The organism is Pseudoalteromonas sp. NCCP-2140 (genome assembly GCF_023708065.1).
In the GTDB taxonomy this organism is placed as follows: domain Bacteria; phylum Pseudomonadota; class Gammaproteobacteria; order Enterobacterales; family Alteromonadaceae; genus Pseudoalteromonas.
Genome location: NZ_BRCZ01000002.1, coordinates 130,914 through 150,636 on the forward strand (window position 1 = coordinate 130,914; position 19,723 = coordinate 150,636).

Genomic DNA, 19,723 nt, shown 5'->3' on the forward strand with positions numbered 1-19,723 from the left:
AATGAAAGTTTTTACTTTTATTTTGTCGCTGGTATTAACGGCTCCAGCCATTGCCAGCGACGAAAATCCCGCCAAGACTTTATTAAATGATATGGCTACGGCCGTTCATACTCGCAACTTTGACGCATCATTTGTGGTTGTAAAAGGCCAAGCTATGGAACCTTATCGCTGGTTACATGCAAAACAAGGTGATATTGAACTTGAGCACCTAAGTTTACTCAACGGCGCTGGCCTAGAAATGGTGCGCGTTGACGATCAAGTGACCTATTTTGAGCCTCATTCAGAGCCTTATTCAGTTAAAACAGACTCTATTGCCGGGCCAATTCCTGAAGTACTTTTTAAAGATATTAACCGACTAAGCGCTCACTATGATTTTGTGCTTGGCGGAAAAGGACGTATTGCAGGGCGCTCAGCACAGTTAGTGCGTATCGAGTCAAAAGATGAATACAAATATAACTATTGGATTTGGTTAGATACTGAGTCTTCGTTGTTACTTAAATCTGCCTATGTGAATCACAAAGGTGAGATGCTTGAGCAGTTACAGTTAACTCATATCAGCGTAACAGAGCAGCCTGCTCCTATGTTAGTTGAAATGCAAAATCGTGATTTTCCAGCAGTACTTGCGACTAACGATTTAGCCAATAATGAAGACAGCGCAGCGAATGATTGGAAAATTGATTGGCTTCCTGATGGCTTTAAGCTATTAAAGTCAGATCGTCATAAACTTGATTTAAATAATGAACTTGCTGACTATTATTTATATTCAGATGGGTTTGTTGAAGTGTCTGTTTTTATTCAAAGACCTTTACCGGGTAAGCGCGCAAGCGGCGCTTTAACCTCAGGTGCAACGACTGTGTATGTGCACAATGGTGGTAGCTTTGATGTATCGGTTGTTGGTAATATTCCTGCTATGACAGCCAAAGCTATAGCTGAGTCGGTAGCGCGACCTCTTTAAATCATGATTGAACAAACACTCACTGTCGTGTCGGTTAAAGGCACGACAGCGAATTTAGAAGCAGAACAAAAGCAAGCCTGTGCCGGCTGTAATGGTCGTTGTGGTTCGCAAGTTTTTGCAAAGTTGTTTGGAACAGCTAAAAAAACCTTTCCTTATACCTTCGAAAAAGAGCTCCAAGTAGGGCAAAAAGTAACTTTAGCACTTGATGATAGCCACTTAGTTAAACACGCTATGGCTGTTTACATGCTACCCCTTTTGTTTAGTTTAGGGTTTGCTTTAATCGCATTTTCGGCTTTTTCACTTGCAGAAGGCTGGCAAATTTTAGCCGCCGTGATTGGTGGCTTAACGGGCTATGCGATAGCAAAATCAAGGGTTAAGAGCCTTAAGCATGATATTAAAGTAATAAAAATTCACCCAATTACTATTCCTTTCACTCAAATAGATGGTGATTAAAGCCAATTAAATGTAAAATTGTCGCTTTATACACTTAGTCCATTTTATATAGAAGTTTAGAATCCAGTTTATGAAGCATATCCGTAATTTTTCGATCATCGCCCATATTGACCATGGTAAATCGACTCTCTCTGACCGTCTTATCCAAGTTTGTGGTGGTTTAACAGACCGTGAAATGCAGCAGCAGGTGTTAGACTCAATGGACATTGAGCGTGAGCGTGGTATTACCATCAAAGCGCAAAGTGTAACGCTAAATTATAAAGCTAAAGACGGCGAAACATACCAGTTAAACTTTATCGACACGCCAGGACACGTTGACTTCACATACGAAGTATCGCGTTCACTTGCGGCCTGTGAAGGTGCACTTTTAGTTGTTGATGCGGGTCAAGGTGTAGAAGCACAAACCTTAGCTAACTGCTACACAGCAATCGAAATGGACTTAGAAGTTATTCCAGTTCTAAATAAAATCGACTTACCACAAGCCGATCCACTTCGTGTAGCAGAAGAAATTGAAGACATCATTGGTATCGATGCCCTAGATGCTGTGCAATGTAGTGCTAAAACTGGTATTGGTATTGAAGAAGTATTAGAAATCATTGTTAAAGATATTCCGCCACCAGAAGGTGACAAAGATGAGCCACTACAGGCGCTTATCATTGACTCATGGTTTGACCCATACCAAGGCGTTGTATCATTAGTACGTATTAAGCATGGTGAATTGCGCGCGGGCGATAAAATTAAGATCATGTCGAATGATCAAGTTCATATCGCAGATAAGGTGGGTATTTTCACACCAAAACAAACCAACACGGGTATCTTAAAAACCGGTGAAGTAGGCTTTGTTATTGCGGGTATTAAAGAAATCCATGGTGCACCTGTAGGTGATACCATCACTCTACAACGTAACTCTGCTCCAGAGCGTTTACCGGGCTTCCAACGCATTAAACCGCAGGTTTATGCAGGTATGTTCCCAATTTCATCAGATGACTATGAGTCATTCCGTGATGCGCTTGATAAATTAAGCTTGAACGATGCGTCGTTATTCTTCGAGCCAGAAAACTCAACAGCACTAGGCTTTGGTTTCCGTTGTGGCTTCTTAGGTATGCTACACATGGAAATCATTCAAGAGCGTCTTGAGCGTGAATACGACATTGATCTTATTACCACTGCGCCAACAGTAATCTACGAAGTAGAGACTAAAGACGGAACTAAACAGATAGATAACCCGTCTGACTTACCGCCGGTGAATAATATTCTTGAAATCCGTGAGCCAATTGTTGAAGCTAACATATTAGTTCCGCAAGAATTTTTAGGTAACGTAATTACGCTTTGTGTTGAAAAGCGTGGTGTACAAACTAAAATGAGCTACCATGGTAAGCAAGTTGCGGTGACGTACGAATTACCGATGGCTGAAGTAGTCATGGACTTCTTTGATAAGTTAAAATCAACAAGCCGTGGTTTTGCATCGCTTGATTATAACTTTAAGCATTTCCAAGCTTCAGACATGGTACGTGTTGACGTATTAATTAATGGTGAACGTGTTGATGCGTTAGCGATTATTGTACACCGCGATATTGCACAATCACGTGGTCGTCAGTTAGCTGAAGCACTGAAAGACTTAATTCCACGTCAGCAGTTTGATATTGCGATTCAAGCAGCGATTGGTCAGCATGTTATTGCCCGTACAACAGTTAAGCAATTACGTAAAAACGTAATCGCGAAATGTTACGGTGGTGACGTGAGTCGTAAGAAGAAACTACTACAAAAACAAAAAGAAGGTAAAAAGCGAATGAAGCAACTAGGTAACGTTGAAGTACCTCAAGATGCATTCTTAGCTATCCTTAAAGTTGGTAAATAATTAGAAGTAAATAAAGGAATTAATGCATGGCGGGTTACTTTTCTATTTTCTTAGTGTTGTTAACGCTAGGCTCAGGATTAATTTGGTTAATTGACCACTTTATGTTTGCGCCAAAACGTCAGCAACGCATTGCCCTTGCTCAAAACGCAGCAGGCGGCGAATTAGACGAAGAAACCGCTGCATTAATTGCGCCTGAGCCAAGTATCACTGAAACGGCTAAGTCAATTTTTCCGATGATTGCAGCGATCACTATTTTTCGCTCTTTCATTTTTGAACCGTTTCAAATTCCATCAGGCTCAATGATGCCAACCCTATTAGTGGGTGACTTCATTTTAGTGCAGAAGTACTCATATGGCATCAAAGACCCAATTTGGCGCAGCCAGTTAGTTGATGTTGATGAACCTGAACGTGGTGATATTGTGGTATTTAAATACCCATTAGACGAGCGCGTGGATTACATTAAACGCACGATTGGTTTACCGGGCGATAAAATTGTATATCGCAATAAGCACCTTTATATTCAGCCAAAATGTGCCGAAGGTGTAACACAGCAAGGTGATTTGCTGTGTAATGAATACAACAAAATTGATATGGAAATCCTCAATAGTGACGAGTTCAAGCAGGGTTCGATGAATTTAGTGCGCTTAGAAGAAAACCTAAGCACAGTGAATCATAATATTTTAATTAACCCGCAAGCTCCTGAAATGAAAGGCCGTTATTATCAACAACCAGGTACACGCTCAGACGAGTGGGTTGTTCCTGCCGATCATTATTTCATGATGGGTGATAACCGTGATAATAGCCAAGACAGTCGCTTTTGGGGCTTTGTACCTAAAGAAAACTTGGTAGGTAAAGCCGTCTTTATATGGATGAGTTTTGAATTTGAGAATGGCCCAGATGACTTTTTACCAGGCTGGGTTCCAACTGGTGTTCGTTTTGAACGCCTAGGTAATATTCAGTAACGATGAAAAAAAACGTAACAGAGTTATACAACAAAATAGGTTATACATTTACTGATCAAGCTTTGCTTGAGCAGGCAATGACGCACCGCAGTCATAAAGGCCAACATAACGAGCGCTTAGAGTTTTTAGGTGATTCGATTTTGAGCTTTGTGATTGCGAATGCACTTTACACTAAATTTCCAAAAGCACGCGAAGGTGATTTAAGCCGCATGCGTTCGACCCTAGTTCGTGGTCAAACGTTGGCTGAGTTTGGCCTAGAGTTTGGCTTAGGCGATTACTTACGCTTAGGTCCGGGTGAGCTTAAAAGCGGTGGTTTTCGCCGTGAATCAACCCTTGCTGATGCCGTAGAGGCGATTATTGGTGCGGTGTTCTTAGACTCAAACATTGAACAATGTGGTGAGTTAATTTTAAGTTGGTACGAGTCGCGTCTTGACGCAATTTCGCCGGGCTTAAATCAAAAAGATCCAAAAACATTACTTCAAGAATACTTACAAGCGCGCAAATTATCGTTACCTGGCTACACTGTAATTGATACAAAAGGCCAAGCGCACAATCAAACATTCACGGTTGAATGTATTGTTGAAGGGATGGATAGCATTATCTCAGTAGGTAGCTCACGTCGTAAAGCTGAGCAAAAAGCCGCTGAAAAAGCCTTAAAGATACTTAAAAATGAATCTTGATGATTTAATTAGCAAAGAACCTGCAGAGCTAGACACGCACTGCGGTATGGTTGCCATTGTTGGCCGCCCAAATGTAGGTAAATCAACCTTACTTAACTATATTGTTGAGCAAAAGGTGTCTATTACTTCTCGTAAGCCACAAACCACACGCCACCGTATCATGGGTATTCATACCGAAGGTAAATACCAAGCTGTTTATGTGGATACACCAGGCTTACACGTCGAAGAAAAACGTGCTATTAATCGTTTAATGAACCGTGCTGCATCAAGCTCAATTGGCGATGTGGAACTTATCATCTTTGTGGTTGAAGGCACACACTGGAACGAAGACGATGAGATGGTACTAAATAAAGTACGTCAGAGTGGTCGTCCAGTATTATTAGTTATGAATAAAATTGACCAAGTTAAAGACCGTGATTTAGTGCTTCCGCACATGCAGTTTTTAGGTGGTAAATTTGATTTTGTGGCTATTATGCCGGTCTCTGCGAAGCAGGGTAAAAATATTGATTTAATCAAAGATGAAGTGAAAAAGCGTTTACCGCTTTGTGAGTTTTACTTCCCTGAAGACTACGTAACAGACCGTTCAATGCGCTTTATGGCGGCTGAAGTGATCCGTGAAAAGCTGATGCGCTTTATGGGTGATGAGCTACCATATTCGGTCACCGTTGAGATCGAGCAGTTTAAATGGCAAGAAAATGGTGTCTGGCAAATTAATGGTTTGATCCTCGTTGAGCGTGAAACACAAAAGCGTATGGTGATCGGCAATAAAGGCGAAAAGCTCAAAGTGATTGGCCGTGAAGCTCGTAAAGACCTTGAAGATATGCTTGATAACAAAGTGTTTTTAGAACTTTGGGTAAAAGTGAAGTCTGGCTGGGCTGACGATGAGCGTGCGCTACGTAGCCTTGGCTATGGTGAAGACTAAGTAAAGCCTTACACGCCATGGATAGCGAATTCTACACAGCATACTTGCTGCACCGACGTCCATTTAGCGACTCGCAAGTCATGCTCGATATGCTGGTAGAAGGCGTAGGTCAGCTGAGAATGCTGGCCCGTGTTAGTGGTCGCCAGGCCACTAAACATAAAGCACAATTACAACCTTTCCAATCTCTGCTCGTACAATATAGCGGCAAGTCTGATTTAAAATACATTAATCGTTTTGAACCCCATGGCCGGCAAACTATGTTGCAGGGTACCGAGCTTTATTGCGGCTTCTATATGAACGAATTAACCAATCGTATCGTACCTATTAATGAGCCGATGGAAAGTGTATATCATCTTTATAAACAGCATCTAGACGAGTTATCAACCACTAAAAACCTACAAGCTGTGCTGCGCTCTTATGAGTTTCAGTTACTTGAGATGCTGGGTTATGGCGTTGATTTTACTGTTGATGCCGAAGGTGATGAAATTAACGATGCAGCAAATTACCAGTACTTTGCTGAATACGGTTTCTTGCTGCATGACGACCCCCATAGTGGCTTTTCAGGAAAGCAATTAAATGCCATAGCGGCTCATGACTTTAGCGCCCCTGATGTGTTATATATGGCAAAGCAATTAAGTCGATACCTACTCAAGCCTTTAATTGGCAAAAAGCCATTAAAAAGCCGTGAGTTATTTATTAAGTAGGCTGTTATTCAGCCTTGAATCGTTGTTTTAAACAGGTAAAAAAATGAAAGATATTCTTCTTGGTGTAAACGTTGATCACATTGCCACTTTACGCCAAGCGCGTGGCACGAGTTACCCAGATCCTGCGCATGCTGCAGCTGTTGCAGAGCATGCTGGTGCAGATGGTATCACCATTCATTTGCGTGAAGACCGTCGTCACATTCAAGACCGCGACGTATATGTGATGGCAAAAACGATTCAAACACGTATGAATCTTGAGATTGCAGTCACCGATGAAATGATCGACATCGCCCTTGAAGTGAAACCTGCTTATGTTTGTTTAGTGCCTGAAAAACGTGAAGAGCTCACCACCGAGGGTGGCCTAGATGTTGTGGGTAATTTTGAAAAAGTAAAAGCAGCTACAGAAAAGCTAACAGCAGCAGGAATTAAAGTTTCGTTATTCATTGATGCCGACAACGCACAACTTGACGCTGCAAAAGCGTGTAATGCTCCATACGTTGAAATTCACACAGGTGCTTATGCTGATGCTGAAAATGACGAAGAGCTTCACACTGAGCTTGAGCGTATTCGTAGCGGCGTACAATATGCTGATAGCTTAGGTTTAATCGTTAACGCCGGCCATGGTCTTCATTATCACAATGTAAAACCCATTGCGGCAATGCCAGAAATTTATGAGTTAAACATTGGTCATGCGATTATTGCCCGTGCAGCGATTGATGGTTTAGAAAAAGCAGTCAGCGATATGAAACGTTTAATGATTGAAGCAAGACTTTAAGCTGACGCCTTTCATAAGAGCCTGCAAGCTTTGAATACTGAGCGCGGTGGAGATAATATCCACCGCGTTTTTTATTTGTTTAGGTAAACAATAAATTCTGAGAGGTAGGATGATAACAGTGGCGATAGGCAGAGTAGGGCCACTAAATATTGATGTTTTTTCTTAAAGCTTTTTAAGACATTGTCATTTATTGCCGACAATTCGCCTTTCTTAATTGAATGAAACACAATTGAGTTAGGTTTGGCCCTCATCAAACGGGCTTGGCTTTCGTATGTTTGCCACTGCTCTGTGTAATAGGTTTTTACGTAATTAATAGCTTCTATACTTAGTTTTTTATAGCGGAGGAAAAACCAAGTGAGTGAAATAGCACTAAAGACGATAAGTAAGATAAAATACAAAGCAAGCTCCCTTTAATACTTCACTACGCGTGTACCCGTGGAATAAATAATATCTGAACTAGGGCATGAATAGTTAGGTTTTAGCTCTTTGCAAGATTGCTCAGGTGTGTCAAAACAAAAGTCAAAGCGAGTTTGGGTTTTCACCGCTTTATCAGTAATATTTTTCGCCAGCTCATTCCAGTGCCAATTAGTGATTACATCTTTTGCTGCGTCGGCAAATACAGAGTTAGTTGAGGCAACTACCTGAATATCTCTAATCTCATTTTGTGGCGTAATGACATACTCAATAGTTGCGCAACCTTCTTTTGCTTGGATAACAGCTTTTTTTGGGTATCTGGCAGGAAAGCGTTCAAGCTGTTGCCATTTTGCTGACTCCATTTCATTATAGCTAACAGCTAAATCCGCATACTCTAATTTTACTGGTTTTTCTTCGGTTGATGCGCAACCAAAGACAAACAAACTGCCAGCTAGTATTAAAGAGTTTTTCATTAATATATTCCTTTATATAATTTATTGGGTGTTCTTTTATCGTTGTTGCTCAACCATACCGGCATCGCTCAACAAATTATTCAGCTCATCAACAAGCTCAAATAGTTCAGGCTCAATGTAATTTAAATCGCAATCGCCTTTTAAAGCTGTCTCGAGTGTTTCGGCAAGTGATTTTAGTTTTGGTACGCCTGTGTAACAACATGCTCCATGGAACTTGTGCACTATGCTAAGTACATGTTCACAATCTTCTTTTTCTATAGCTTCATTGAGTAGGCGCAAGGTTTCAGGCACGCTGAGTAACAACATATTAAGCATTTCAAGCGCTAGTTCTTCTTTACCGCCTGCGCGTTGAAGTGCCAGTTGCCAATCGAGGCGGGCACTTTCAAATGGAGGTTCTGAGTCAACTGCGGCAGTTTTGCTACGTTCACGATTAATTGGCGATTGCGGGCTATGATCGCTAATTATTTGTTTTAGCATGTCCTCATCAATAGGCTTAGTTAAGTAACCTTTAAAGCCATCTTTAAGCAGTTGCTCTTTTTCACCTGCGAGGGCGTGAGCAGTCACTGCAATAATAGGGGTATCTTCATTAAGAGATGACTCGCGAATAAGTTTACATGCGGTAATACCATCCATAATTGGCATTTGGATGTCCATAAAGATCAAATCATATTTATGGCTTTTACTTAAGCTGTAAGCTTGTGAGCCATTATGTGCGGTATCTATGAGCTCAATTTGTTCTTCAAGCAAGGTGCAAATCAGTTTTAGGTTGGCATCGTTATCGTCAACAACCAGAACTTTAAGTGGTAATAATTTTTCATCACCTTGCTCAATGTTATGCACTGGATGGTCAAGACGGTAAGGCGCAGCAAGTACCTCACATAATTTACGGTGGTTAAGCGGTTTACTTAAGCAAGCATCTGCACCGCTACCGACAAAGGCTTCACGCATATTATGCGAAACCGTATTAAGCATGATGTATAAATAATCAGTGACAGGACGCACTGCTTTTACATAACTCTTAAGTTGCTGCATATCGTCAATAGTAGCGGTATGGCCAATAATACAAATATCGTAGCTGAAGTCTTTGTTGATCTCATTTAAGAAGCTTTCTTCATCCATGCAGGCGGTAACGCGAGTTTGCCATTCATGCAGTAGCGATAACGTTGCTTGATGGGTATGCTCATGAGGCTCAAGATACAAAATACGTTTATTGATCAGTGATTGTGTTGGTAAGTCACTGGTAATTGAGTTACTTGGCGTTCTGAATACGGCATTGAACGTAAAGCAGGTACCATTACCAGGTGCTGAGTTTAGGGTAATGCGGCCATTCATCGCTTCAACAATATGTTTAGTGATGATTAACCCAAGACCTGTGCCACCAAATTTACGGGTGATACTAGAGTCTGCTTGGCCAAATGGTGTAAACAACGCATCTTGTTTATCCATAGGGATACCCACACCGGTGTCGGTGACAGACACCAAAATAGAGGCGCGCTCTTCATCTAATAAGCGGTAGCCAACATCAACCTTGATTGAGCCTTTTTCAGTAAATTTAATGGCATTACTTAATAGGTTTATCAAAATTTGTTTAAAGCGGGTCGGGTCGCCAGTTAGGTTGTCTGGCACTTGCGGATGGATAAATATTGAAAGCTCAAGTTGCTTTTCGTGAGCACTTGGTGCCAGCAAAGTCATAACTTCATTAATATTGTCACGGAGCTGGAATTGCATTGACTCAAGTTCCATGGCACCGGCTTCTAATTTCGAAAAGTCTAAAATATCACTGATAATTGTAAGTAAGCTATTGGCCGACAGTTCAATGGTATCTAGATAATCTTTTTGATGCTTATTGAGCGGGGTTTTATAAAGCTGGCGCGTAAAACCTATTACACCGTTTAAAGGTGTACGTAATTCGTGACTCATTTTAGCTAAAAAGTCTGATTTTACTCGGTTCGCATCTTGTGCATCTTTTTTAGCAATACTTAACTGAATATTTTGGGTTTCGTATTGTTCGAGTGTTTCGCGGTAATCAGAGGTTGCTTGGTCAATGTGCTTTTGCATCTCATCACGTTGCACAACCATAGTTTCTGAAATGGTATTTAAACCTGTGCGTAATAGCTCAAATTCGCCAAACATTTTTTGATCGAGCCCAGTGTCGACTTTACCTTCAATGAGTTTGTCGGTAGCTAGTACTAACTTATTAAGAGGCTGAATAAACATGCGAGTTAATCTAAACGCTAATACGGTGGCAAGTATGAGCGCGAGTAAAATCACTACGCCACTGACTAATAATGCCCGTTGCTGGCCAATAATGGCTTGTTGTTTGTTGAGCATGATCACCACAGTGCCTAGCGATGCTTGGTAGCTGTGATGATTCCAAATCATGTCTTGGCGGCTATGATTAATTATGGCAGTAGAGAATGTTAGATAGTGTTCAGAATTTTGTACTTGAATGCCATCCATGCTGTTTGCATTGCTGCTAACAATTTCTTTGAATTCACTTTGGTATTTACTAAAAATCACTAACTCATTGTTTTCATCAAAAATAGCAATTGATTGGATAGCAGGGGAGTGTTTGTTATGTGTATGACTAACTAAGCGAGTTAATAAGGCTTTATCACGCTTTATTAATGGTTGCTCAACAGCAATGGCGAGGGGCTCAATAATAGTCACGCCCTGTTGATACAAAATTTCATCGAGCTCAATGTAACGATTTATTGTAAAATAACCGCCCAGCAACAAGCCTATGATCACAGTCGGTATAAGTGTAAGGGTTAAGACTGAGTCACGTAAGCCAAATTTAGTCATAAAGAATGTTGTTATCATTATTATCGTTGTTTAAGAGTATATACTTACTCCCGCTTTATCAATAATTAAGGTGTTGCCCGATGGCACAGATTTTCAAAGCCAAAAAGAAATCCGTTTCGCAAAAAATGCTAACCCTCAATGTCACTGCTATGGATCACCAAGGGCGGGGCGTTGCTAAGCAGGGAAATAAAGTCTGTTTTGTTAATGGTGCTTTGCCGGGTGAAGAAGTAAAAGCGTTATTGATTGAAGATAAGGCGCGTTTTGCCAGTGCTGATTGTAAAAAAGTACTATCAGCCTCAGCGCATAGGGTTACTCCTTTTTGTCAGCATTATCAGGTTTGTGGTGGTTGTCAGCTACAGCACCTTAATGCAGAGCAACAATTGGTTGAGAAGCAAGCTGCGGTTAGTCAGCTGTTTAGCAAGTTTGCCAAAGCTGATGACTTAAATTGGCAAGCACCTCTGCTTAGTGAAAAGCGCCATTACCGTCGCTCTGCGCGTATTGCTGTAATGCATGACAAATCCGCAAAGAAAATGCGCGTAGGGTATCGAGCTCAGGGCTCTAAACAATTGGTGAGTATTGAAAGCTGTGATGTGCTGAGCAGCACATTTAAAGACGTTTTTTCAGTTTTTGATGTTCTTATCAACAGCCATTCAGGTCTTAGTAGTATTAGTCACTTACAATTATGTGAAGCTGATAACGCGGCCTTTGTGGTTATTAGGCATACCAAAGCTATTAATGCAGAGTTAAAAGCCATTGTAGTGGCGGCGTGTGATGAATATAGCTGGCGTGTTGTGTGGCAATCACAAAGCGGTGAAATTGATCACAGTGACCACCCAATGCCGTACTACCAGATACCAGCTTATGATTTACGCTTTGAGTTTGGCCTTGAAAACTTTATTCAAGTTAACCCACAAGTGAACCAAGCTATGCTACACCAAGCAAGACAGTGGCTTGATTTACAAGGTCATGAGCAGGTATTGGATTTGTTTTGTGGTATTGGTAACTTTTCATTATTGATTGCAAAGTATGCTAAATATGTTATTGGTGTTGAAGGGGTCGATTCTGCTGTTGCATTAGCAAAACAAAATGCGCAAACTAACTCATTGTCGAATACCGATTTTTATTGTTTTGATTTAACAAAATCAATGCAATCAGCTGCTTGGTTTAGTGCCGAACTTGACGTGTTAGTACTTGATCCATCACGTACTGGCGCAATGGCTATTTTAGAGCAGTTACCACTTACTCAGTTTAAAACGATTTTATACGTCTCTTGTGATCCTGTTACTTTAGCCCGTGACAGTGCAATTATTTTACAAGCAGGCTTTAGCATTGAAAAAATTGGGCTAATGAATATGTTCCCGCATACCGGGCATATTGAAACGATGGCGTTATTTCACAGGAGGTAAAGCGCACATGGTAGCCACTAGACAGTCACATCAGCTAACTAAGCCGAGTGATTTTGCCAGCCGTATCGAGCTGTTAGCGCTAACAGAAGACAAACATACCTTATTAGAGCAGGCCCACCAACTGTGCCTGCATTGCGATGATGCAAAACGTGAAAACACAGCCATTGAAATGGTGGAGATTTTAGCTGAGCTAAATTTAGATGCAGACTCTCTTGCCACTGCTTTTTTAACGCCTTATTTTTTAGCCGAAAAAATCTCAATTGAGACAGTCACCGAAAAGCTAGGTAATCACGTTGCGTTATTACTAACAGGCGTAAGCCAAATGGCTACCATCAGCACCTTAGCCCATCAAGGAAAAGGCACAGTACAAATCGATAATATTCGCCGTATGCTGTTAGCCATGGTTGAAGATGTGCGCGCCGTAGTGATTAAACTTGCAGAGCAAGTGTGCCACCTGCGTGATGTTAAAGATGCCAGTGAAGAAGAGCGCGTTATCGCCGCTAAAGAAACACGCGACATTTTTGCGCCCCTTGCGAATCGTTTAGGGATTGGTCAGCTTAAATGGGAACTTGAAGATCTTTCGTTCCGTTATTTGCACCCAGATACCTATAAAAATATCGCCAAACAGCTGGATGATAAGCGCCTTGCCCGTGAAGCTTACATGGAGAACATGGTTGCTTTAGTCAAAACACGCTTGGCTGAAGCAGGTATTGAAGGTGAGGTGTATGGCCGCCCTAAGCATATCTACAGCATCTACAAAAAAATGGCACAGAAGAACTACGAGTTCGACCAGCTTTTTGATATTCGCGCTATGCGCATAGTGGTAGAGCGTCTGCAAGATTGTTACGCGGCATTAGGTATCGTGCATACTAACTGGCGCCATTTAAATAAAGAATTTGATGATTACATCGCAACACCTAAGCAAAACGGTTATCAGTCAATTCATACCGTGGTATTTGGCCCAGAAGGTAAAACCGTTGAAATTCAAATTCGTACGAGCGAAATGCACCAAGATGCTGAGCTAGGTGTTGCTGCGCACTGGATGTACAAAGAAGGTGCATTGCCAGGACGTGGTTCAGGCTACGAGCAAAAAATTAGCTGGTTACGTAAGTTACTGCAATGGCAAGAAGAAGTTGTTGATGGCAGTGACCTAGCGGAAGAGCTTAAAAACCAAGTAGTAGAAGACCGTGTTTATGTGTTTACGCCAAAAGGGGATATTTTCGATTTGCCGCTGGGTGCAACACCACTTGATTTTGCTTATTACATTCACTCAAATGTAGGGCATCGTTGTATTGGCGCAAAAGTGTTTGGCAAAATTGTGCCTTTTACTCATCAATTAAGTACCGGCGATCAGGTTGAAATTTTAACTCAAAAGCAACCTAATCCAAGTCGTGATTGGTTAAACCCATCGCTAGGTTATATTAAGTCATCGCGAGCACGCTCTAAAATCCATCATTGGTTTAAGCAGCTTGATCGCGATAAAAACTTAAGTGCCGGTAAAGAAATACTCGAAACTGAGCTGCAAAAGCTAGATTTAACAACCAAAGATCTAGCGCCAGCAATCGAGCGCTTTAACCTTAAAGGCCTTGACGACCTTATGGTTGCGGTAGGTGCTGGAGATGTTCGCTTAAACCAGTTATTAAACTTTATTAGTGACCGTGAGCATGACGAACCACAAATTAAGTTTAAAAAGCCAAAAAGTGTCACCGGCGATAAGAACGGTATTGTTGTTGATGGGGTAGGTAGCTTAATGAGCCATGTTGCTAAATGCTGCCGACCTGTGCCGGGCGATGAAATTATTGGCTACATTACGCAAGGCCGAGGGATTGCAGTTCACCGTGAAGATTGCGATTCGTTTGAGAAACTTCGTGAAAAGCATCCTGAGCGGGTGATATCAGTAAGTTGGTCAGACGATGTCAATGGCTCTTACTCATTAACGATTAAAGTTGAAGCGACCGATCGCTCAGGCCTTATTCGAGATATCAGCTCAGTACTTGCAAACGAAAAAGTGAATGTGCTGAACATGAACGTCAACACGGTAGAAGATAAGCAGCTTGCGCTGTTTTCAATGCAGGTTGAAGTACATGACTTATCAAGCACCAACCGCTTATTGTCTAAGTTACACCAAATCGAAGGTGTACATGATGCAAAGCGTGGTCATTCGTAATGGATGATAAACAGGCAATTGAGCAGTCGCTTGCAATTATGGCTAAACTACGGGACCCAGAATCTGGGTGTCCGTGGGATTTAAAACAAGACTTTAAATCAATAGTGCCGCATACCCTTGAAGAAGCTTACGAAGTAGCAGACTGCATTGAAAAAGGTGAGCTTACTGAGCTTAAAAGTGAGCTTGGCGATTTACTGTTTCAAGTCATCTTTTATGCTCAACTTGCCAAAGAGCAGGGCTTATTTGATTTTGCCGATGTGGCTAATACGCTCAATGATAAGTTAGTGCGTCGTCATCCCCATGTCTTTGCAGAACAAAGTGAGCTGACTGACGCTGAGCTTTCGGCGCAGTGGCAGGCTATTAAAGCACAAGAGCGAGCAGAGAAAGCAGCTTCACCACAAATGAGCCTGTGGCAAGATATTCCCAATGCTATGCCGGGGTTATCAAAAGCGAAGAAGATTCAACAGCGTGTAGCAAGCCTAGGGTTTGATTGGCCAAGTTATCATGGTGCACTTGATAAAGTTGCTGAAGAAGTAGACGAAGTCAAAGAAGCGCTGGCTCACGACCCTTATTCAGAGCACAGTGCCGAAGAGCTTGGTGATTTACTGTTTGCAACGGTGAATGTTGCCCGTCATATTAAGCGCGATCCTGAGCAATTATTACGAAGTGCCAATGCTAAGTTCGCGTCACGCTTTGAAAAAGTGGCTGCTTACTTAGGTGAACGTGGCCAGAGTTTAGAAACGGCTAGCCTTGAAGAAATGGACAACGCATGGGAAGCCATAAAAAAACAAGCCAGGTAAGTGCATTGTAGAGCAGTTTGGGTACAGTGTAACCAAGCTCGTTTTTTGTGCACTTATTTGCTAATTTTATCTGGATTGATAGCAGCCCCTTTGCTATAATATCGCCCCGTCTTGATTCTATATTATTCCTTTTAATTCCTGATATTCTAGGGTTCGCATGAGTACAAAATTTATCTTCGTAACTGGCGGGGTTGTTTCTTCGTTGGGTAAGGGTATTGCAGCAGCGTCATTAGCCGCTATTTTAGAAGCACGTGGTCTTAACGTGACTATTTTAAAGCTGGATCCTTACATTAACGTTGACCCAGGCACTATGAGCCCAATTCAGCACGGTGAAGTATTTGTAACTGAAGACGGTGCAGAGACTGACCTTGACTTAGGTCACTATGAGCGTTTCATCCGTACCAAGATGACTAGCCGCAACAACTTCACACAAGGTCGTGTTTATGAAGATGTATTACGACGTGAGCGTCGTGGTGAGTACCTTGGTGCAACAATTCAGGTTATTCCACACATCACAAACGACATTAAGCAACGTGTATACGACGGTGCTGAAGGTCGCGATGTAGCAATCGTTGAAATTGGCGGTACAGTTGGTGACATCGAGTCACAACCATTTTTAGAAGCAATTCGTCAGCTTGGCACTGAAATTGGCCGTGAGCGCGCATTGTTTATCCACCTAACGCTAGTGCCATTCTTAGGCCCTGCAGGTGAAGTTAAAACTAAGCCAACACAACATTCAGTAAAAGAATTACGTTCGATTGGTATTCAACCAGATATCTTGATCTGTCGTTCTGATCGTAAATTACCAAATAACGAGCGCGCGAAGATCGCACTTTTCACTAACGTTGAAGAGAAAGCTGTTATTTCATTACCAGACGTAGAAAGCATCTATAAGATCCCTGCGTTACTTAAGTCACAAGAATTAGATAACTTCGTATGTCGTCGTTTCTATCTTGAGTGCCCAGAAGCAGATTTATCAGAGTGGGAACAAGTGTTATACCAAGAGTCTAACCCAACAGGTGAAGTGACAATTGGTATGGTTGGTAAGTACATCGAACTACCAGATGCATATAAATCAGTAAACGAAGCATTAAAGCATGCAGGTCTGAAAAACCGTTTAACTGTGAACATCGAATACGTTGATTCACAAGACTTAGAAAGCAAAGGTACTGAGTTACTCTCTCATCTTGATGCTATCTTAGTTCCAGGTGGCTTCGGCGGCCGTGGTGTTGAAGGTAAGATCTTAGCGGCTAAATATGCACGTGAAAATAAAGTTCCTTACTTAGGCATTTGTTTAGGTATGCAAGTAGCGCTTATTGAATATGCGCGTAACGTTGCAGGCCTTGAAGATGCAAACTCAACAGAGTTTAACGCTAAATCAGCACACCCAGTTGTTGGTTTAATCACTGAATGGCAAGATGCTGACGGTAACGTTGAAATCCGTGATGAGCAATCTGACCTAGGTGGTACTATGCGTTTAGGTGCACAGAAGTGTCATTTAACACCAGGTTCTAAAGTAAGCGAAGTGTACGGTAGTGACGAGATTGTTGAGCGTCACCGTCACCGTTACGAAGTGAATAATCACTACGTAGAGCAGCTTGAAAAAGCAGGCTTAAGTTTCACTGGTTTATCTGAAGATAAGAAACTAGTCGAAATTATCGAGAATAAAGATCACCCTTGGTTTATTGCCGCGCAATTCCACCCGGAATTCACGTCAACACCACGTGATGGTCACCCGCTATTTGAAGGGTTTGTTGCAGCTGCACACACTCACCAAAAAGCGTCATCGTAATTTAAATAGGCCGTGCTTTATGCACGGCTTATTTGTTTTAAAAAGCCAGCAGGAATAAAGCTGGCACTAACTCACCATTTTCGGGAAAAGAGGAATCAAGATGTCAGAAATCGTAAAAGTGATTGGTCGCGAAATCATGGACTCGCGTGGTAACCCAACTGTTGAAGCTGATGTACATTTAGCTGATGGTTCATGGGGCCGTGCTGCAGCACCATCTGGTGCATCAACAGGTACTCGCGAAGCGCTTGAATTACGTGATGGTGATAAAGCACGTTACCTAGGTAAAGGTGTTTTAAAAGCAGTAGGCTATATCAATAACGAAATCGCTGAAGCGCTTAAAGGCCAAAACGCAGTTGACCAAAAAGCTGTTGACCAAGTAATGCTTGACTTAGATGGTACTGAAAACAAAGAAAAACTAGGTGCTAACGCTATCTTAGCTGTGTCTTTAGCAACAGCTAAAGCGGCTGCAAACTCAAAAGGCGTTGAGCTTTATGAGCACATCGCAGACCTAAACGGCACGCCAGGTGTTTACTCAATGCCATTACCTATGATGAACATCATCAATGGTGGTGAGCACGCTGATAACTCTGTTGATATTCAAGAGTTCATGATCCAACCAGTTGGTGCTTCAAACTTCCGTGAAGCGTTACGTATGGGCGCTGAAGTTTTCCACAGCTTAGCAAAAGTACTTAAAGCTGAAGGTCACTCTACATCAGTAGGTGATGAAGGTGGTTTTGCTCCTAACCTTGAATCAAACGAAGCGGCACTTGCTGCAATCAAGGTAGCTGTTGCAAATGCAGGTTATGAGCTTGGTAAAGATATCACTCTAGCTCTAGACTGTGCGGCATCTGAGTTCTACGACAAAGAAGCGAATATCTACGACCTTAAAGGCGAAGGTAAAAAATTCACTTCTGAAGAATTCAACCACTTCCTTAAAGGCCTTACTGAGCAATACCCAATTGTTTCAATTGAAGACGGCTTAGATGAGTCTGATTGGGATGGTTTCGCACACCAAACACAACTAATTGGCGACAAAGTACAATTAGTAGGTGACGATTTGTTCGTAACTAACACTAAGATCTTAAAGCGTGGTATTGATAACGGTATTGCTAACTCAATCCTAATCAAGTTCAACCAAATCGGTTCATTAACTGAAACGCTTGCTGCTATCAAAATGGCTAAAGACGCTGGCTTCACAGCTGTTATCTCACACCGTTCAGGTGAAACTGAAGATGCGACAATTGCTGATTTAGCAGTAGGTACTGCAGCTGGTCAAATCAAAACGGGTTCATTAAGCCGTTCTGATCGTATTGCTAAGTACAACCAATTACTTCGCATTGAAGAAGTATTAGGTGAAAAAGCACCTTACAACGGTCTTAAAGAGGTTAAAGGTCAGTAATCTGGCTTAGCTCATCAAGACTTTAAAAAACCTCCTTCGGGAGGTTTTTTTATAGCTGAAATTGTTGTTTTAGGATTTCGCCAGTAAAGCTGGTTTTTAGATAAAAGCCGCGAGGTAAGGTTTGTATTATCTGGCCATTTGGGCCAATAGCGTCAGTCAGCGCCTTACTGTTGGCTGCTTTTGGCCTTATTTGCATTACATCGCCTAAATGCCCTGAAATTTCATCCACGCGACCAAGGGCGATTAGCTCCATTTGTTCTTCCCAATCACGCTGTAAAAGGGCATCTTGCTCTGCACTTGGCTGCCATAAAAAGCCACTGCCTATGGTACGGTGAAAAGGTAGTATCTCGCGCTCGCCTAAAATCGGTAACCACAAAACATGATTCAACTTTTTACGAACCGTGCTTTGCTGCCAAGTCATTCCGGTTACATTTAAAAGTGGCGTGACTGAAACAAAGGTTGTTTCGAGTGGTTTGCCTTTAAATGAAATAGGTAGGGTTTTTAGCTCAATGCCTAACTCTTCAAAATCAGGTGTTGGCTTTGAGCCTGCTGTTGCACCAAGTACATATTCGATAAGTTGCCCGGTCCAGCCTTTTTCACGAAGTAAATCGTCAGGGGTTTTGAACTGATATTGCTCGGCTAGCTGCCCTAGGGTGAGGCCAGCAATATCATCAACACGTTGCATTAATTCGTTTATAGAAGCGGGTTTTATTGGTCGCATAAGGCGTTTATTTGATTGTCTAATTAACCGTATCATGATAGCAAATGCGTGCCTTAGTGGATATCTTTGTGTTTGGGTGTTTTTTGCGCACGTTAAGGGTGGGCTAAAAATAATCAGTTTTATTTTCGATGGTTTGGTTGTAACTAACTGATATTAAATTAATTTAATGTTTTTTTATGTTGTTTCTATTTCATTAATTAAACAGTTGTTTGTATAAATACAGATATATAAACATGTTTATCCACAGTTTCTGTGGAGAAAGTGGATATTTCAACTGTGGATTGTGGATTTGTTTGCAATTTAGGCATGATTTATAAAAGTTATGCACAAGCTGTGGGTAAGGTGATAAAAATACGGTTGTAAATAGTTATTTTAATCAAACAGCACATTTTTATAATAATTACTTCGTAACACCTTGATTAAACATGTTTGTTAAA

The 19,723-nt window shown here is 41.6% G+C and carries 16 protein-coding genes; 13 read left to right on the top strand and 3 right to left on the bottom strand.

All coding sequences use genetic code 11. The annotated features are described in order from the left end of the window. Nucleotide 1: 1 nt before the first annotated feature. The 8 genes from NFU46_RS04510 to pdxJ all read left to right on the top strand — a co-directional run bounded on the left by NFU46_RS04510 (nt 2) and on the right by pdxJ (nt 7,309). Nucleotides 2-955 carry a MucB/RseB C-terminal domain-containing protein gene (locus NFU46_RS04510; RefSeq protein ID WP_251600100.1) on the top strand — a complete coding sequence of 318 codons (954 nt, stop codon included), beginning with the start codon at nt 2-4 and terminating at the stop codon, nt 953-955. Between the two features lie 3 nt (nt 956-958). Further along, nucleotides 959-1,408 carry a SoxR reducing system RseC family protein gene (locus tag NFU46_RS04515; RefSeq protein ID WP_054554334.1) on the top strand — a complete coding sequence of 150 codons (450 nt, stop codon included), beginning with the start codon at nt 959-961 and terminating at the stop codon, nt 1,406-1,408. A gap of 70 nt (nt 1,409-1,478) precedes the next feature. Next, a complete protein-coding gene (gene lepA, locus NFU46_RS04520) occupies nt 1,479-3,266 on the top strand; it encodes a translation elongation factor 4 (RefSeq protein ID WP_175079985.1) in 1,788 nt (595 codons plus the stop codon). Nucleotides 3,267-3,292: 26 nt separating this feature from the next. Beyond that, nucleotides 3,293-4,228: a signal peptidase I gene (gene lepB / locus NFU46_RS04525; RefSeq protein WP_062566752.1), complete on the top strand. Its 936-nt coding sequence runs from the start codon at nt 3,293-3,295 to the stop codon at nt 4,226-4,228. A gap of 2 nt (nt 4,229-4,230) precedes the next feature. After that, entirely contained in the window at nt 4,231-4,908 is a 678-nt protein-coding gene (gene rnc / locus NFU46_RS04530) for a ribonuclease III (RefSeq protein ID WP_054554337.1), read from the top strand. Continuing rightward, complete coding sequence (era, locus tag NFU46_RS04535) at nt 4,898-5,830, top strand: GTPase Era (RefSeq protein WP_054554338.1); 933 nt, start codon at nt 4,898-4,900, stop codon at nt 5,828-5,830. Before rnc ends, era begins: the two co-directional genes overlap by 11 nt. A 17-nt stretch (nt 5,831-5,847) precedes the next feature. Then, nucleotides 5,848-6,534: a DNA repair protein RecO gene (gene recO / locus NFU46_RS04540; RefSeq protein WP_251600104.1), complete on the top strand. Its 687-nt coding sequence runs from the start codon at nt 5,848-5,850 to the stop codon at nt 6,532-6,534. Nucleotides 6,535-6,577: 43 nt separating this feature from the next. After that, entirely contained in the window at nt 6,578-7,309 is a 732-nt protein-coding gene (gene pdxJ / locus NFU46_RS04545; RefSeq protein ID WP_054554340.1) for a pyridoxine 5'-phosphate synthase, read from the top strand. Nucleotides 7,310-7,719: 410 nt separating this feature from the next. Here pdxJ and NFU46_RS04550 read toward each other — a convergent pair whose 3' ends face one another. Continuing rightward, the gene (locus NFU46_RS04550) at nt 7,720-8,196 is read right to left on the bottom strand and encodes an energy transducer TonB (RefSeq protein WP_251600108.1); all 477 of its coding nucleotides are present in this window, start codon (nt 8,194-8,196) and stop codon (nt 7,720-7,722) included. Between the two features lie 36 nt (nt 8,197-8,232). After that, entirely contained in the window at nt 8,233-11,001 is a 2,769-nt protein-coding gene (gene barA, locus NFU46_RS04555; protein ID WP_058586457.1) for a two-component sensor histidine kinase BarA, read from the bottom strand. Nucleotides 11,002-11,081: 80 nt separating this feature from the next. Here barA and rlmD point away from each other — a divergent pair, with 80 nt between their 5' ends. The 5 genes from rlmD to eno all read left to right on the top strand — a co-directional run bounded on the left by rlmD (nt 11,082) and on the right by eno (nt 18,565). Next, nucleotides 11,082-12,407 (top strand): 23S rRNA (uracil(1939)-C(5))-methyltransferase RlmD, encoded by a 1,326-nt coding sequence (gene rlmD, locus NFU46_RS04560; protein WP_175082318.1) that lies wholly within the window; start codon nt 11,082-11,084, stop codon nt 12,405-12,407. A gap of 7 nt (nt 12,408-12,414) precedes the next feature. Then, nucleotides 12,415-14,574 (top strand): GTP diphosphokinase, encoded by a 2,160-nt coding sequence (gene relA / locus NFU46_RS04565; protein ID WP_058586455.1) that lies wholly within the window; start codon nt 12,415-12,417, stop codon nt 14,572-14,574. Then, nucleotides 14,574-15,374, top strand: a complete 801-nt coding sequence (gene mazG, locus NFU46_RS04570) for a nucleoside triphosphate pyrophosphohydrolase (protein WP_175082319.1) — start codon at nt 14,574-14,576, stop codon at nt 15,372-15,374. Before relA ends, mazG begins: the two co-directional genes overlap by 1 nt. A gap of 157 nt (nt 15,375-15,531) precedes the next feature. Beyond that, nucleotides 15,532-17,166 carry a CTP synthase gene (locus NFU46_RS04575; protein WP_062566759.1) on the top strand — a complete coding sequence of 545 codons (1,635 nt, stop codon included), beginning with the start codon at nt 15,532-15,534 and terminating at the stop codon, nt 17,164-17,166. 100 nt (nt 17,167-17,266) lie between these two features. Continuing rightward, the gene (eno, locus tag NFU46_RS04580; RefSeq protein ID WP_175079977.1) at nt 17,267-18,565 is read left to right on the top strand and encodes a phosphopyruvate hydratase; all 1,299 of its coding nucleotides are present in this window, start codon (nt 17,267-17,269) and stop codon (nt 18,563-18,565) included. Between the two features lie 49 nt (nt 18,566-18,614). On the opposite strand, the gene mutH is transcribed toward eno, so the two are convergent. Beyond that, a complete protein-coding gene (gene mutH / locus NFU46_RS04585; protein WP_251600111.1) occupies nt 18,615-19,286 on the bottom strand; it encodes a DNA mismatch repair endonuclease MutH in 672 nt (223 codons plus the stop codon). Nucleotides 19,287-19,723: the final 437 nt, after the last annotated feature.